Genomic DNA, 13,562 nt, shown 5'->3' on the forward strand with positions numbered 1-13,562 from the left:
TCTCCAACGGCACCCCTCGGGCCCGGTGACACCACCCCCCAGGTCATCCCTTCGACAGGGGGGAACAGTCATGCCGGGCCCGGAGGCCAGCGGCCCTCTTGCAGGACCGCGAAGAAGATAACGGGGGTGCGCCAGGGGCCTGCGGCGGCACGGGACCGCGGGGATGGGCTGCGTGCGTGGGGCCCGTGGGCAGTGGGAGGGGCGCAGGCCGAAACGGGTACGCGGGCCGGGGGCAGCGGGGCCGGGGCGGATAACCTTGGGCTCATGGCCGAGTCCTCTGAGTTCGGAGCGGACCTTTCGGACTTCCGCAGCAGGGTCGAGGAACTGCGGTCGGCACGCTCGCTGCCCCCGGAAGAGCAGACCGCTGCCCTCGACGCCGCCCTCTTCGAGCTCCAGCACGTCGCCGAAGTGCTGTGGCCCCGCTACGAGGAGCTCGCCGCGGAGGCTCGCCGCAACGGCGGGCGGCGCGACGAGCCGGAGTTGCGGCTGCTGCGCGGCCTGTTCCAGCGGCTGCCGCTGCCGGTCGCGCTGCTGGACCACACGACCGTCGTGCGGCGGCTCAACGTCGCCGCAACCGAGCTCTTCGGGATGCGCATGGGCTACGCCACCGGGCGCGCCCTGACCGGACTGCTCGCCCACGACGGCCGCCCCGCCTTCCGCTCCCAAGTGGCCGCCGTGGCCCGCGGCGAGGGCGACCGGAGCCTGGAGGTGCGGCTGCTGCAGGAGGAGGGCGCCAAGCCCCGGCCGGGCGGGGCCCTGCGGGTCACGCTCACGGCGCTGCGGCCGCCGGGCGAGCCGCGCCCTGCCGTGCTCGCCGTCTTCCAGGACGCGGAGGGCACCCGCCGCGCCGCCGCCGCAGCCGGGCGCGCGGTCCGCCCGGCCGCCGCGGGCGCGGCCGGCCACCCCGGCGGACACGGGCCGCGCGTGTCCAAGGCGCCCCGCCCCGACCTGGCCGAAGTGTCCCGGAACGCCGAGCTGATGGACCTGATGGACGACATGACGAGCGAGCTGCTGCGCGCCGAACCGGTCGGCCGCGAGGCCGTACTGGACGGAGCGGCGCGGCTGCTGCACGGCCGCTTCGCCGAGTGGGTGGTCGCCGACCTCGCCGAGGGGCGGAGCGGGGACGAGTACGGCGGCTGGCCGCTGCGCCGTATCGCGGTGCTCGGACCCGACCCCCAGCAGGCGGCGTCCCTCAGGGCCCAGGACCCGGCCGACTGCCCGCTGGTGGTGGACGCGGTCCGGAACGGCGTCTCGGCCCTGCGCGTCCGGCCCGACGACCCGGACGCCTTCGGCCACGACGCGTCCGGGGCCTCCGTACTGGTACGGGCCCAGGTCACGTCGCTGCTGTGCGTGCCGCTGTGCGTGCCGCCCTCCCACGGGGAAACGGCCCCCGCGCTGGGCGCACTCACCCTCTTCCGTACGGGCTGGCGGCGCGCGTTCGAAATGGCGGAGGCGGGCGTCGTCGACCGCATGTCCCGCCATCTGGCGATGGCCCTGCGCCAGGCGGGCCTCCAGGCCCCGCCGACCGACTGACGACCGGCTGACGACCTGGCGACCGACCGACGGCCCGGCGACCTGGTGACCGACGCGGTCCCTCGTCAATCGTCAGCTCGCGTCGGCCATCACCTGGTCGCACAGTGCCGCGCACGTACGGCTGATGAGCCGGGAGACGTGCATCTGGGAGATGCCGAGCTGCTCGGCTATCCGGCTCTGCGTCATGTCGCAGAAGAAGCGCATGTAGAGGATCTGCCGCTCGCGCTCGGGCAGACTGCTGAGCTTCGGCTTGAGGGCCTCGCGGTCGACGACCCGGTCGTAGCCCGACTCCTGGTCTCCGAGGGTGTCGACGAGGGCGTAACCGTCCTCGGAGCCCGGCAGTTCGGCGTCGAGCGAGAGCGGGGTGTAGCTGTCCAGGGCCTCCAGACCGATCCGGACCTCCTGCTCGGTCATGCCGGTGTGGTCGGCGATCTCCTGGACGGTGGGGCCGCGCCCGTCGAGCGAGTGGGACAGCTCGCGGTGGGCGGCCCGTACGCGATTGCGCAGCTCCTGGACCCGGCGGGGCACGTGCAGGCCCCACATGTGGTCGCGGAAGTGGCGCTTGACCTCGCCGACGACCGTCGGCACGGCGAAGCTCTCGAATGCGGTGCCGCGGGCCGGGTCGTAGCGGATCACGGCCTTCACCAGCCCGAGGGCGGCCACCTGCTCGAGGTCCTCGAGGGACTCTCCGCGGTTGCGGAACTGCCGGGCCAGCCGCTCGGCCATGGGGATCCACGCCTGCACGACCTGTTGCCGCAGGGCCTCCTTCTCGGGCCCGTCGGGGAGGTGGGCGAGCTCCTGGAATTCGGCGGTGGTGTCGGGGGCGTCGTCATGCGGGTGCTTCGCTGAGGGGCGCCTGGTGGCCTGAGCCTTGCCCCGTGCTCGTACGGTCGTCATGAGGAACAGCTCCCAGTACGGCGTTCTGTTCACCGCAGGAGCGAAGAATGCGCCCGGGACGGGCCAGGGACACCCGGGGCGGGCGCTATTGCTCCCGCGGGGCGTGCCTTCGGTCCGAAGCACGATTTTCGCTTGCCCGGCCGGTTGGGGCGTAAACGCGGCAGCCGGGGGACTAACTCCACGGTAGCCACGGGGGGCGGCGGACGCATCCGGACGGGTGATTCCGCAGGCCCGCCGCCCGCGCGGGAGGTTCCCGTGCGGGCTACCGGTGACGACGAGCACGTCGGCCAGGTGCCGTGGACCGACGGACCGGGCGTCGGCGCGGTGCGCCCGGCGAGGCGCTCCGGGCGGTTCAGGACTCAGGCCGGCCAGGTGCCGGTGAGGCGGCGCATGCCGGTGGCCTCGCCGCGTTTGACGGTCGCGCGGACGCCTGCCGTGATGGCGCCCTGGAGGGCGGCCGCCGGCAGCACCTCACGCCAGGTGGCGTCCTCGTCCGTGGGGGCGGGAGCCTTGTCCTGGCCCGGGAGCAGCCTCCACACGCGCTTGAAGATCGCGCCGGCGATCATGCCGCCGAGGATCCCGGACACCATGGCCAGCACCTTGTAGATCGCTTTCGCCACGGCTCACCACCTCCTGTCATGGGCGGGTCGCGCGGGCCCGGCCGCGGCCGGGCCGGCTCCGGCGGCTCGTTCGGCGGGCGCGCATGCCGCGCGTGGCCAGCACCGCGGCGAGCACCAGCAGGCCGCCGATGAGGCCGGCCGGGACCGGGCGCCGCCGTCCGGTCTCCGCGGCCTTCGACGCGGCCGACCAGATCTGCTCCGGGGTCCTGTCGTGGACCACATGGGCGGCGTGGGACGTCCTGTCCTGCACGGCGTGGCGGGCGTGGGACGTCCTGTCCTGCACGGCGTGGGCGGCGTGGGACGTCCTGTCCTGCACGGCGTGGGCCGTGTGGGCGGTCCTGTCCTGGACCGCGTGCCGGGCGTGGGACGCGGTGTCGCGCGCGTGCTGCCTGGCCTCGGCGGCCCGGGCCTGTACGCGCTCCCTGACCTCCGCGGCCTTGTGCTGCGCCCTGCCCTTCACATCGGCCTTGGCCGCGAGCTCCTCGACCGTCGTGCCCAGCCGCTCGCGGGCCTGTGCGACCTGTCCGCGCAGCTCCTCGGGGTTGCTGCTCATCGGTGTGCCCTCTCCTTGATCTCTTCGACGTCGGTCCTGACCCCGCTGATGGCCTGCTCCGGCTTGAGCGGCGCGGCCTTACGGGTCTGCCTCCTGCCCAGCAGTGCGAGAACGGCCGCGAGCACGAACAGCACGCCGGTCACGATCAGCGCGGCCGCCCAGACGGGCAGGGCCAGCGCGATGGCCGCGATGCCCGTGGCGGCCAGCGCCTGCAGTCCGATCAGGGCCATGATCCCGGCCCCGCCGAAGAACCCACCGCCGAGTCCGGCCCGCTTGCCCTTGCTCACCATCTCCGCCTGGGCGAGTCGGAGTTCGCTGCGCACGAGGTCGGACAGTTGCTCCGAGGCCTGCTTGACGAGCACGCCCACAGACTTGTCGTCGGGTGTGGCGGCGCGGTGTCCGTAGGTATCCGCGGGGGTGGGGGTTCTCGTATCAGCAAGTGCTCCCGAGGCCCCCGTATCAGGAGGGGTTGCGGTTTCCGCGCGCGTGGTGCTTCCGGTGCTTCCGGTGCGCTCCGAGGTGTCGGTCACGTGTCCTCACCTCCCTCTTCAGGCGTGAACGGTGGGGCTGTGACCAGCCCTGCCGGCGGCGTCAGCAGCAATTCCTCGTACCGGCCCAGTGCGAGAACGACACCGAGCATCACGATCGGCATGAGTAGGGCGAGCAACAACGCCATGGGCCCTGTCCCTTCCCTGAGCGCCCGCGCGCGCTCTGGAAGAACGCCGCGGACTCAGGACCGAGTGACCGCGCTCGACGTCACCAAACGTCCGGAATATCCAGGGCGTGGGCCCAGACATGGCCCGAAGCACGGCTCGCGCATGGCCCAGGCATGGCTTGGGCCCGGGATCCCTGAAGTCCCGGGCCCAAAGCCTCTCTTCTCCCCAACTCACGGCCGCTCGGCCGACGTCCGGGTCCCCGTCCCGGCCGACTCCAAACACCCCCGGGGACGTTTGTTCCCCCCAGCTCTTTCCTCGGCCCTTCCCGCCACCGCTCCGGCCGCTCAGCTGCAGGTCCTGGCCCTGGCGCCGTCCCGCGTCCGGCCTGCCGCCACGGACCGGTCCGGGTGCCTGCGCAGATACTCCGCCTCCAGCTCCGCCATCCGGGACGTGTGCCTCTCCAGTGCGTCCTCCGACCCGTAGAGCAGCGTCTCGTGGCGGGTGCGGTGGATGGTCTCGAGTTCCTTGATCAGGTGTGGTTCGTCGAGCGCAGCCGCGTCGATGCCGCCGCCCCGCCGTCCGGGGTCGCCCATGAGGCCACTCCCTTCCGTCACCTGCGTGACCGGGCCGGCCACGCAGCGCAGCCGTGTTGCTGTCCGCTCGACGGGTACCCGCTCGGCATGACCGACACGGATCCGCACGGGATCCGGACGGATCAGTACGACGGATCAGTACGGAGGACGCCATGGAGCGAGGCAACCGGCTCAATGTGCACAAGGACGACGAGATGAAGCACGAACTCCAGGGTCTGCTTCGCTCCGGCCACCCCACCAGGTCCGAGGAATGGCACGACCCCGAGCCCGCCGCGGACGACGACCCGGAGGTCGCCGCCGGCCGGGTCGCGGGTCTCGGCTCCCCCGGCGACGCCGAAGCGCTCCGCTACGAACTGGCCCGGTACTTCGCCCGCACCCCGTTCCCGGCCAAGCGGCGGGAACTGGTGCGCACCCTGCAGGAGCGGAACGCCCCGGACCGGCTGGTCGAGATCGTGGGCGGTCTGCCGCCCCAGGACACGTACAGCAACGTGCAGGAGGTGGTGACGGCGCTCGGCCGCTCCACGCGCGCGTAGGCGTGGGCAAGCGCGTAGGCAGGCACATCGTGCAGTGGAGCGACGGGGACGCATGGCGCACCGAGAGTCGGGTACAGCGTGCTGCGGGACCCACGTATGCACGGATGAGAGAAGGCGAACAGCGATGGCACGGTACGTGAGGGACGTCATGACTCCCGCCGTGACCGCCGTACGTCCCGATGCGTCGCTCGTCGAGGCGGCACAGCTGATGCGGGAGCAGGACATCGGGGACGTACTCGTCGCCCAGGACGGCAGGCTGCTCGGCATGCTCACGGACCGGGACATCACCCTGCGAGCCGTGGCGGACGGCGTGGATCCGCTGACGGTGAGCGCCCAGTCCGTCTGCACGCCGGAGCCGGTGACGGTCCGACCCGACGACTCGGTGACGACGGCGGTGGCGCTGATGCGGACGCATGCGATCCGGCGGCTCCCCGTCGTCCAGGACGGCGCGCCGATGGGCGTGGTGAGCATCGGGGACTTGGCGCAGGAGCAGGACCCGGACTCGGCACTCGCGGACATCAGCCGGGCGTCGCCGGACAGCTGGCCGGGCTGACGGGCACGTCGTCCGGCCGGCACACGGACCGGCAGAGGAGGCACAGGCTGATACGGCATGCGCTGAAACGGAGCGGGCTCCGCCGATGGCTGAGCGCGCGGGACCGGTCCCTCTTCCATATGGTGGCGTCCCGTCACTGGCCCGGCGCCGAGGGCGTGCTGCCGCGGCTGAGCCGGAGCGCCGACCACGGGCGGCTGTGGTTCGGCATCGCAGGTGTCATGTGGGCGGTCGGCAACCCGCGCGGGCGACGCGCGGCGGCGCGCGGTGTCGCTTCGCTGGCGCTCGCCTCGGCCACGGTCAACACCGTGCTGAAAGGATCCATAGGCCGGGCCCGCCCGGTTGCGCACGCCGTGCCGCTGGTGCGGCGGCTGGCCCGCCACCCGATCACCACCTCCTTCCCTTCGGGCCACTCGGCCTCGGCTGCCGCCTTCACCGTGGGAGCGGCCCTCGAGTCGCGCCGCTGGGGCGCCGCGCTGGCACCGGTCGCGGCCTCCGTCGCGTTCTCCCGCGTATACACGGGCGTCCACTATCCGAGCGATGTGGTGGTGGGGGCAGCGCTGGGCGCGGGCGCGGCGTTCGCGGTGCGCGGGCTCGTACCGACGCGCACTCAACTGCCGCCGCCCGCCCGGCCGCGCGCGGACGCGCCCGCGCTGCCCGGCGGGGACGGGCTGATCGTGGTCGTCAATCCCGCCTCGGGTGCGCCGCCCACCCTGGCCGACCCCGTGCGGCAGCTGCGGACCGCCCTGCCCGAGGCGGAAGTGGTGCTGTACGAGGAGGATGCCGGGCCGCTGCCGAAGGTGCTGGAGGAGGCGGCGGAGGACGCACTGCGGCGGGCCGGCGCGCTGGGCGTCTGCGGCGGCGACGGCACGGTGAACGCGGCGGCGGGCGTGGCGCTGCGCTACGGCGTGCCGCTCGCGGTGCTGCCGGGCGGCACGTTCAACCACTTCGCCGCCGACCTCGGGGTGGAGACCGTCCAGGACACGTGCCGCGCGGTGGCGGCGGGCACCGCGGTGCGGGTGGACGTGGGCCGGGTGTCCCCGGTGGCGGGTCCCCCGGCCGAACCGGTCCACTTCCTCAACACCTTCAGCATCGGCTCGTATCCGGAGCTCGTGCGGGTGCGGGAGCGCTGGTCGCCCCGGCTGGGCGGGCCGCTCGCGGGACTGCTGGGGGCGGTGCACGTGCTGCGCACGTCGCGGCCGGTCACGGCGGTGGTGAACGGGCGGCCGCGGTCGCTGTGGCTGCTGTTCGCGGGCAACGGCGCCTACCGCAGCGTCGGTCTGGCCCCGGTGCGGCGCTACGACCTTGCGGACGGGCTGCTCGACGTCCGGATCGCGCGGGCCGGGCGCTTCGCCCGTACGTGGCTGCTCGCGGCGGCGGTGACGGGAGTGCACCGGCGCTCCCCCTTCTACGCGGCGGTCCGCGCTCGGCGCCTGCGGGTCTCCGGGCTGCCGGAGGGCACGGACATGGCCTACGACGGAGAGGTGGCGCCCGCGCCTCCGGCGTTCCTCATCCACAAAGCCGAAGAGGCACTGACGGTGTACCGCCCCACACAGGACCCTTGACCAGTATGTGATACGCCTCTCTCGCCATACGAGATCGAGGCGTAGGCTGCGGATACCTGCCGCCGCACGGTCGAGAGAGGGGATCCGCCATGCCGGAGAAGGCACCCGAGAGGTCTGTCGACAGGGCGCTGGACGGGTCGCGCGCCGGCGAGGCACCGGGCAAGGCCGCCGTCTACACCCACGGGCACCACGAGTCGGTGCTCCGCTCGCACAGCTGGCGGACGGCCGCCAACTCGGCCGCCTACCTCATCGGCGAGCTCCGCCCGGGCCTCGACCTGCTGGACGTGGGCTGCGGCCCCGGCACGATCACCGCGGACCTGGCCGCCCTGCTCGCGCCCGGCCACGTCACGGCGGTCGACGTGGCACCCGGCATCCTGGACCAGGCGCGCCGGGCGGCCGCCGAACGCGGCTTGGACAACGTCGACTTCGCGGTCGCCGACGTCCACGGCCTGGACTTCCCCGACGACTCCTTCGACGTCGTCCACGCCCACCAGGTGCTCCAGCACGTCGGCGACCCGGTGCGCGCACTGCGCGAGATGCGGCGCGTGTGCCGGCCCGGCGGCGTCGTGGCGGCGCGTGACTCCGACTACGCGGCGATGACGTGGTACCCGTCCGTGCCGGGCCTTGACGACTGGCTGGAGCTGTACCGGCGGGTGGCGCGCGCCAACGGCGGCGAGCCGGACGCCGGCCGGCGCCTCACGTCCTGGGCCCGCCGGGCGGGCTTCACCGACGTGACGGCGACTGCCGCAACCTGGTGCTACGCGGCGCCCGAGGAGCGCGCCTGGTGGAGCGGCCTGTGGGCGGACCGTACGACCGAATCGCTCTATGCGCGCCGCGCGGTGGACGGCGGCCACGCCACCGGGGCGGACCTGCGGCGGATCGCGGACGCGTGGCGGGAGTGGGGACGGAGGGACGACGGCTGGTTCGCCGTTCTGCACGGCGAGGTCCTGTGCCGCACCGCGACCGCAACCCGCGTACCGTGGATCCCCCGGACGGCCTAGGCTCGTTGTATGGAGATCCTCGGTACTTCACTGCGCGTGTGCGTCGATGACCTCGAGTCCGCTGTCGGTGTCTACGAGCGCCTGACGGGCAGCCAGGCGCTGCGCTTCGAGCGCGGCGGTGTCTCCGTCGCGGCGGTCGGCGCCTTCCTGCTGATGAGCGGCCCCCAGGCCGAGCTCGACATTCTGCGGAAGGTCACGGCCACCATCGCCGTGAAGGACGTGGACGAGGCGTACGCCGTGCTGACCGAGGTGGGTGCCCAGATCATCGCGGGCCCCGTGCCGACCCCGGTGGGCCGCAACCTGCTGGCCCGTCACCCGGACGGATCGGTCTTCGAGTACGTCGACCGTGGCGGGTCCGCGGCCCTATGCGGGCAAAAGACCGAAAACCCCCCACGGGCCCACCGCTGGTCACGTCCCGTCACGTCACCAGCAGGACGATCTTTCCCCGCGTGCGGCCTTCCTGGCTGAGCCGGAACGCCTCGGCGACCTCCGCGAGCGGAAGCTCCTTGTCGACATGGACGGTGAGCTTCCCGGCGTCGGCGAGCTCGCCGAGCGCGGTCAGATCGGCGCTGTCCGGGCGGACGAAGAGGTAGCGGCCGCCCTGCTCCGTGATCCCGGGGTCGATGATGGACACCACCCGGGACGGGGTCTTCGCGAGCTCCAGGGACGCGGGGATGGCGTCGTCGCCGACGAAGTCGAAGGCCGCGTCGACCCCTTCGGGAGCCAGCGCCCGCACCCGGTCGACGAGCCCCTCCCCGTACGTCACAGGCTCCGCGCCCAAAGAGCGCAGATAGCCGTGCTTGGGTTCGCTCGCCGTGCCGATCACACGTGCCCCCCGCGCTGCCGCGATCTGCACGGTGAGTGAACCGACGCCGCCCGCGGCCGCGTTCACCAGGACCGTATCGCCCCTGCCGACGCCGGCTGCGCTCAGCGACTGGTACGCGGTGAGCCCGGCCAGCGGCAGGCCCGCGGCCTGCTGCCAGCTGAGCGAGGCGGGCTTGCGCGCGAGGGTGCGGACGGGCGCGGGCACCAGCTCGGCGTACGTGCCGTGCTGCACGACGTCCTGCCGGTTGTAGCCGATCACCTCGTCCCCCGGCGCGAACTCGGTGACGGACGGGCCGGCGCGCTCCACCACACCGGCCAGGTCCCAGCCGGGGATCAGTGGGAAGTGGACGTACATGATCTGGTCGAGGTAGCCGGCCGCGACCTTCCAGTCCACCGGGTTGACCCCGGCGGCCTTGGTGCGGACGAGCACGGTGTCCGGGCCGACCTTGGGCTCCGGCTGGACGGTGATCTGCGGGGTTTCGCCGTAGGCGCTGATCGTGACTGCCTTCATGCCCGCTGGAACGGCGGGCCGGAACCGATCATTCCCGATCCGCCGCTTCTGGCGGAACGTCATCCGTGTGGCCGCATGCGGTAGTCGTACCGCCGCGGCAGCGGGTGCGCGGCGCGGGCGCGGGCCCGTACGTCCTCGGTCACCGGACCGCCGCCCGCCATCAGCTGCTCCGCGACGGCGTACCAGGTCCGCTCCAGCGTCTCCTCGCCCTCCCGCAGGTCGTCGACCTCGAAGCCGGCGTCGAACACCGCCCGCGCGGCCTGCGCGTCGCCCTGCGCGAGCAGAACCTGCGCCTGGAGCAGCCGGAACCGGCCGCGGTCGCGGACGGAGGGGCGGAGCGCTTCGAGGACGGCCGCCGCGTCGTCCGCGCGTCCCGCGGCCAGCAGGGCAGGAATTGCCTCGCGGGCGAGCGCCGTGTGGAAGTGCTTCCCGTACCGGGCGTCCCACGCCGACTTCACCGCCTCGGTGAAGGCCCGGTGGTACAGATCGGCGGCCCGCCCGGTCTCACCGGCCTCCGCCTCCGCGACCGCCAGGCAGCGCAGCACCCAGGGAGCCCCGGAGTCCGAGCCCCAGCTGCGCAGCGAACGCTCCCAGCTGCGCACGGCCTGCGAGCGGTCGCCCGCGTGCCACTGGGCGACCCCCAGGTGGTAGTCGCTGTCGGCGGTCGGCGCCGAGGCCTCGAGGAGAGCCCGCCAGTGGGGGCCGACGAGGCTGGGCCCCGGGATGTGGGAACCGGGGAGGTCGTGGTACTCGCCGGTGTGGAGCAGTTCCAGCCAGGGCCGCTGCTCGTCGCCGAGGCCGGCCTCGTCGAACGGCGTCCCCGGCAACTCGTAGTGCCCGCGTACGACTTCGAGCGCGCCCCAGCCCGAGCCCGTCGCCAGGATCTCCTTCGGTTCGGCGTCGGCGGACGGCAGCCAGGCGGCGTAGGCTGCGTCCACGGCGGCGCGCGGCAGGGCCGCTTCGAGGCGGGCCTCCGTCTCCGCGCGGGCCGCCGCCCAGTCCGCGCCGTGCACGGCCGCCGGGTCGGCGGACAGCGGGCCGTACGCCTCCAGCCAGGCGAAGTCCGCGCCCGGCTCCAGCCGTACGTGCTCCAGCTGGGTGCGGGCGAGCCGGCTGGCAGCAGGCCGCCGGACTCGGGGCTGTCCACGGCGGGCATCACGGAGGGGTCCGGTCCGAGTTCCCGGGGTGCCGGAAGTCCGCCGAGCCGTCGATCGCGGCGAGCCGGTACCGGCCGATGCGGCGGAGCACGGGGGACGCGCGGCGTTTTCGGGCGAGGGAGGGAGCGGGCCCCGGCCGTCCTCTCAGGACGGCGTGCGCCGACCGGCGGAGTCGTCGGCGTCGTTCCCGTTGGCCGCGTCGGCCGACGGGCCCGTGCGGCCGCTGGACTGATCAACTGTCATCTCAGCCGTGATGGCCCAGCGTTCATGGTCCCGCCACGCGCCCGCGATGAACAGGAAGTCCGGCGAGTAGCCCTCGAGCCGGAAGCCGAGCCGCTGCACGAGCTTTCGTGACGCCTCGTTGCCCGGCTGGATGTTCGCCTCCAGCCGGTGCAGGCCCAGCCGCTCGAACGCGTACCGCACGGCGAGCCCGAGACCCTCGGTCATGTAGCCGCGCCGGGCCGCGTGCGCGAAGACCCCGTAGCCCACAGCACCGCACTGGAAGCCGCCCCGGACGATGTTGTTGATCGCGATGCCCGCCACGATCCGCCCGGTGTCCCGCTCGCAGACCGCATAGCCCTCGGCGCCGGGGGTGCGGAACTTGGCGGACCACCGCTCGAACTCCTCGGCGGTGGATGGCAGAAACACCCACGGGTGATGCAGCCCGGCGCTCTCCCGCACCCGTGCGGTGAACTCCTCCTGGTCTCCCCGCTCGATGTGCCGGATGGCCACGCGAGGCCCTGCTGCGAGATGGACGGCGTCGAACGGCACCGGTCCATCGTACGAATCGGGGGCGCAGGACGCACGGCGAGCGGATCGGAACGCTCCCGCCCGCGTGCCCGCTCCCTACGGGGACGGCGGTTGCTCCGTACGGACGAGGGGATCCGTAGGCGCGACCGCAGCGGTCGGGCTGAGGCGTACGGCGCAGGCTGCCGCGTACTCGTGCCGATCCACGAGGTCTTCGGGCCGCTCCGCAGGCATGACGGGCACGTCGCGTGAGGTTGGCAGGGGCACATCGGCGAGGGTCCAGCCGGGCGGCTGCACCGGTTCAGGACCCGCCCCGACAAGGGTGATGGACGGGTCCTCGGCGAGGCCCGTACCGGTGCCCTTGAGGTAGGCCTCCTTGCGGGTCCAGCAGCGGGCGAAGGCCGCTGGACGTTCGGCGTCCGGCAGGGCGGCGAGTTCGGCGCGCTCGGCCGGGTGCAGAGTGGTGGCGACTTCGGTCACCGTCCTCGCGGACGGCACCTTCTCGACGTCGATGCCGACAGCGGTGTCCGCGAAGGCGAGCAGCACGAGGTCCCCGGAGTGGGAGAGGGAGAAGTGCAGCGGCGCGCCGGGCAGGGCGGGGCGGCCGTGCGGGCCGCCGCAGCCCGGGCACGGCTCCCGTACGAACTCGACGGCTGCCGGGGCGAGGCCGAGATACGCGGCGAGCAGCCGCCGCAGCGCCACATGCGCGACCCGGTACCGGTCGCGGTCCACCGGGCGCACGAACGCCGCCGCCCGCGCCCGCTCCCCCTCGTCCAGCAGGTGCTCCTCGGCAGCGGCGCGCTCCGTATGCGCGGACACGTCTGCCACCCACACGCGCGGCGCACCACCCGCCCAGGGTGCGGGCAGGGGGTCCGCCCAGTACCGGTGCGGCGCGGGTGTGCACCCGACGGCCGGTCCGTCGAACGGGCTGCCAACGGCGGTCATCGGTCGTCCTCCTGGGGGTGTTGCGCCGTGATTACAGTCAGGGGCGGGTGCGGTCAGTCCATGTGGCCATTCGTGATGGGTGATACGTGAGGTGTGATGCGTGATTCCCGATGCTGATTGATGACGGTACCGGTGATCGGTGACGTACGGCCGTGGCGGAACGCGGTTCAGGACCCGACGTGGCGAAGGTAGCGGAGGACGGCGAGAACCCGGCGGTGGCCGGTCTCGGACGGCGGGAGGCCGAGTTTCGCGAAGACGTTCGCGACGTGCTTCTCCACCGCCCGCTCCGAGACCACCAGCACCGCCGCGATCCCCGCGTTCGTACGCCCCTCCGCCATCAGCTCCAGGACCTCGCGCTCGCGTGGGGTGAGCAGGTCAAGTGCCGAGGTGCGGCGGCCCGCGCCGAGCAGTTGGGTGACCACGTCGGGGTCGAGGGCCGTGCCACCTGCGGCGACGCGGCTCAGTGCGTCCACGAACTCGTCGATGTCGACGACCCGTTCCTTGAGGAGATAGCCGACGCCCGCGGAGCTCTCGGCCAGCAGATCCGCGGCGAACCGCGTCTCCACGTACTGCGAGAAGATCAGCACTCCCACGTCCGGCGTCTCTCGCCGGATCGCGACCGCGGCCCGCAGCCCCTCGTCGGTCTGGCTCGGCGGCAGGCGGATGTCGATGACGGCGGCGTCGGGGCGGTGCTCGGCGACCGCGCTGTGCAGCGCGTCCGCGTCGCCGACCGCCGCGGCCACCTCCACACCGCGCAGGGCGAGAAGTTGCGCGAGGCCGTCCCGCAGAATCGCGGAGTCCTCGGCGATGACGACACGCATGCTCGGGCGCCCCCGTCGGTCTCGGTCTCGTAGTAACGGTTCTGATGCGTTGTGG

17 protein-coding genes and 1 pseudogene are annotated in these 13,562 nt (G+C 73.3%); 6 read left to right on the plus strand and 12 right to left on the minus strand.

What is annotated here, in order from left to right; all coding sequences use genetic code 11:
- Positions 1-264 precede the first annotated feature (264 nt).
- Positions 265-1,533, plus strand: a complete 1,269-nt coding sequence (locus ACTWQC_RS19385) for a PAS domain-containing protein (protein WP_443316984.1) — start codon at positions 265-267, stop codon at positions 1,531-1,533.
- Between the two features lie 72 nt (positions 1,534-1,605).
- On the opposite strand, the gene ACTWQC_RS19390 is transcribed toward ACTWQC_RS19385, so the two are convergent.
- From ACTWQC_RS19390 to ACTWQC_RS19415, 6 genes are all read right to left on the minus strand, one after another.
- Positions 1,606-2,430, minus strand: coding sequence for a SigB/SigF/SigG family RNA polymerase sigma factor (locus tag ACTWQC_RS19390; protein WP_443317126.1), 825 nt, complete (start codon positions 2,428-2,430; stop codon positions 1,606-1,608).
- A gap of 359 nt (positions 2,431-2,789) precedes the next feature.
- Complete coding sequence (locus tag ACTWQC_RS19395) at positions 2,790-3,050, minus strand: DUF4235 domain-containing protein (RefSeq protein WP_443316985.1); 261 nt, start codon at positions 3,048-3,050, stop codon at positions 2,790-2,792.
- Between the two features lie 16 nt (positions 3,051-3,066).
- Positions 3,067-3,603, minus strand: coding sequence for a DUF3618 domain-containing protein (locus ACTWQC_RS19400; protein WP_443316986.1), 537 nt, complete (start codon positions 3,601-3,603; stop codon positions 3,067-3,069).
- Positions 3,600-4,133 (minus strand): phage holin family protein, encoded by a 534-nt coding sequence (locus ACTWQC_RS19405; RefSeq protein ID WP_443316987.1) that lies wholly within the window; start codon positions 4,131-4,133, stop codon positions 3,600-3,602. The genes ACTWQC_RS19400 and ACTWQC_RS19405 overlap by 4 nt, the downstream gene beginning before the upstream one ends.
- The gene (locus tag ACTWQC_RS19410) at positions 4,130-4,279 is read right to left on the minus strand and encodes a hypothetical protein (protein WP_443316988.1); all 150 of its coding nucleotides are present in this window, start codon (positions 4,277-4,279) and stop codon (positions 4,130-4,132) included. Before ACTWQC_RS19410 ends, ACTWQC_RS19405 begins: the two co-directional genes overlap by 4 nt.
- Before the next feature lie 324 nt (positions 4,280-4,603).
- Positions 4,604-4,852 (minus strand): DUF6158 family protein, encoded by a 249-nt coding sequence (locus ACTWQC_RS19415; RefSeq protein WP_443316989.1) that lies wholly within the window; start codon positions 4,850-4,852, stop codon positions 4,604-4,606.
- Between the two features lie 152 nt (positions 4,853-5,004).
- On the opposite strand from ACTWQC_RS19415, the gene ACTWQC_RS19420 reads away from it, so the two are divergent.
- From ACTWQC_RS19420 to ACTWQC_RS19440, 5 genes are all read left to right on the plus strand, one after another.
- Positions 5,005-5,385 carry a DUF2795 domain-containing protein gene (locus tag ACTWQC_RS19420; protein ID WP_443316990.1) on the plus strand — a complete coding sequence of 127 codons (381 nt, stop codon included), beginning with the start codon at positions 5,005-5,007 and terminating at the stop codon, positions 5,383-5,385.
- 124 nt (positions 5,386-5,509) lie between these two features.
- Positions 5,510-5,938 carry a CBS domain-containing protein gene (locus ACTWQC_RS19425; RefSeq protein ID WP_443316991.1) on the plus strand — a complete coding sequence of 143 codons (429 nt, stop codon included), beginning with the start codon at positions 5,510-5,512 and terminating at the stop codon, positions 5,936-5,938.
- 119 nt (positions 5,939-6,057) lie between these two features.
- Positions 6,058-7,500 carry a bifunctional phosphatase PAP2/diacylglycerol kinase family protein gene (locus ACTWQC_RS19430; RefSeq protein ID WP_443316992.1) on the plus strand — a complete coding sequence of 481 codons (1,443 nt, stop codon included), beginning with the start codon at positions 6,058-6,060 and terminating at the stop codon, positions 7,498-7,500.
- A gap of 89 nt (positions 7,501-7,589) precedes the next feature.
- Positions 7,590-8,501: a class I SAM-dependent methyltransferase gene (locus ACTWQC_RS19435; protein WP_443316993.1), complete on the plus strand. Its 912-nt coding sequence runs from the start codon at positions 7,590-7,592 to the stop codon at positions 8,499-8,501.
- 9 nt (positions 8,502-8,510) lie between these two features.
- The gene (locus tag ACTWQC_RS19440) at positions 8,511-8,969 is read left to right on the plus strand and encodes a VOC family protein (RefSeq protein WP_443316994.1); all 459 of its coding nucleotides are present in this window, start codon (positions 8,511-8,513) and stop codon (positions 8,967-8,969) included.
- Here ACTWQC_RS19440 and ACTWQC_RS19445 read toward each other — a convergent pair.
- The 6 genes and pseudogenes from ACTWQC_RS19445 to ACTWQC_RS19470 all read right to left on the minus strand — a co-directional run bounded on the left by ACTWQC_RS19445 (position 8,920) and on the right by ACTWQC_RS19470 (position 13,507).
- Positions 8,920-9,837, minus strand: coding sequence for an NADP-dependent oxidoreductase (locus tag ACTWQC_RS19445; RefSeq protein WP_443316995.1), 918 nt, complete (start codon positions 9,835-9,837; stop codon positions 8,920-8,922). The genes ACTWQC_RS19440 and ACTWQC_RS19445 overlap by 50 nt on opposite strands.
- Before the next feature lie 59 nt (positions 9,838-9,896).
- Positions 9,897-10,850 (minus strand): hypothetical protein, encoded by a 954-nt coding sequence (locus tag ACTWQC_RS19450; protein ID WP_443316996.1) that lies wholly within the window; start codon positions 10,848-10,850, stop codon positions 9,897-9,899.
- A 154-nt stretch (positions 10,851-11,004) separates the two neighbouring features.
- A pseudogene (locus tag ACTWQC_RS19455) lies at positions 11,005-11,094 on the minus strand (arginase family protein); the annotation flags it as partial.
- A 44-nt stretch (positions 11,095-11,138) separates the two neighbouring features.
- Positions 11,139-11,765: a GNAT family N-acetyltransferase gene (locus tag ACTWQC_RS19460; protein WP_443316997.1), complete on the minus strand. Its 627-nt coding sequence runs from the start codon at positions 11,763-11,765 to the stop codon at positions 11,139-11,141.
- Positions 11,766-11,840: 75 nt separating this feature from the next.
- On the minus strand, positions 11,841-12,686 hold the full coding sequence (locus ACTWQC_RS19465; protein WP_443316998.1) for a 4'-phosphopantetheinyl transferase family protein: 846 nt from the start codon (positions 12,684-12,686) through the stop codon (positions 11,841-11,843).
- Positions 12,687-12,853: 167 nt separating this feature from the next.
- Positions 12,854-13,507, minus strand: coding sequence for a LuxR C-terminal-related transcriptional regulator (locus tag ACTWQC_RS19470; RefSeq protein ID WP_443316999.1), 654 nt, complete (start codon positions 13,505-13,507; stop codon positions 12,854-12,856).
- Positions 13,508-13,562: the final 55 nt, after the last annotated feature.

Origin of the sequence: Streptomyces sp. 8N616, assembly GCF_052246385.1 — a bacterium.
Classification (GTDB): Bacteria; Actinomycetota; Actinomycetes; order Streptomycetales; family Streptomycetaceae; genus Streptomyces.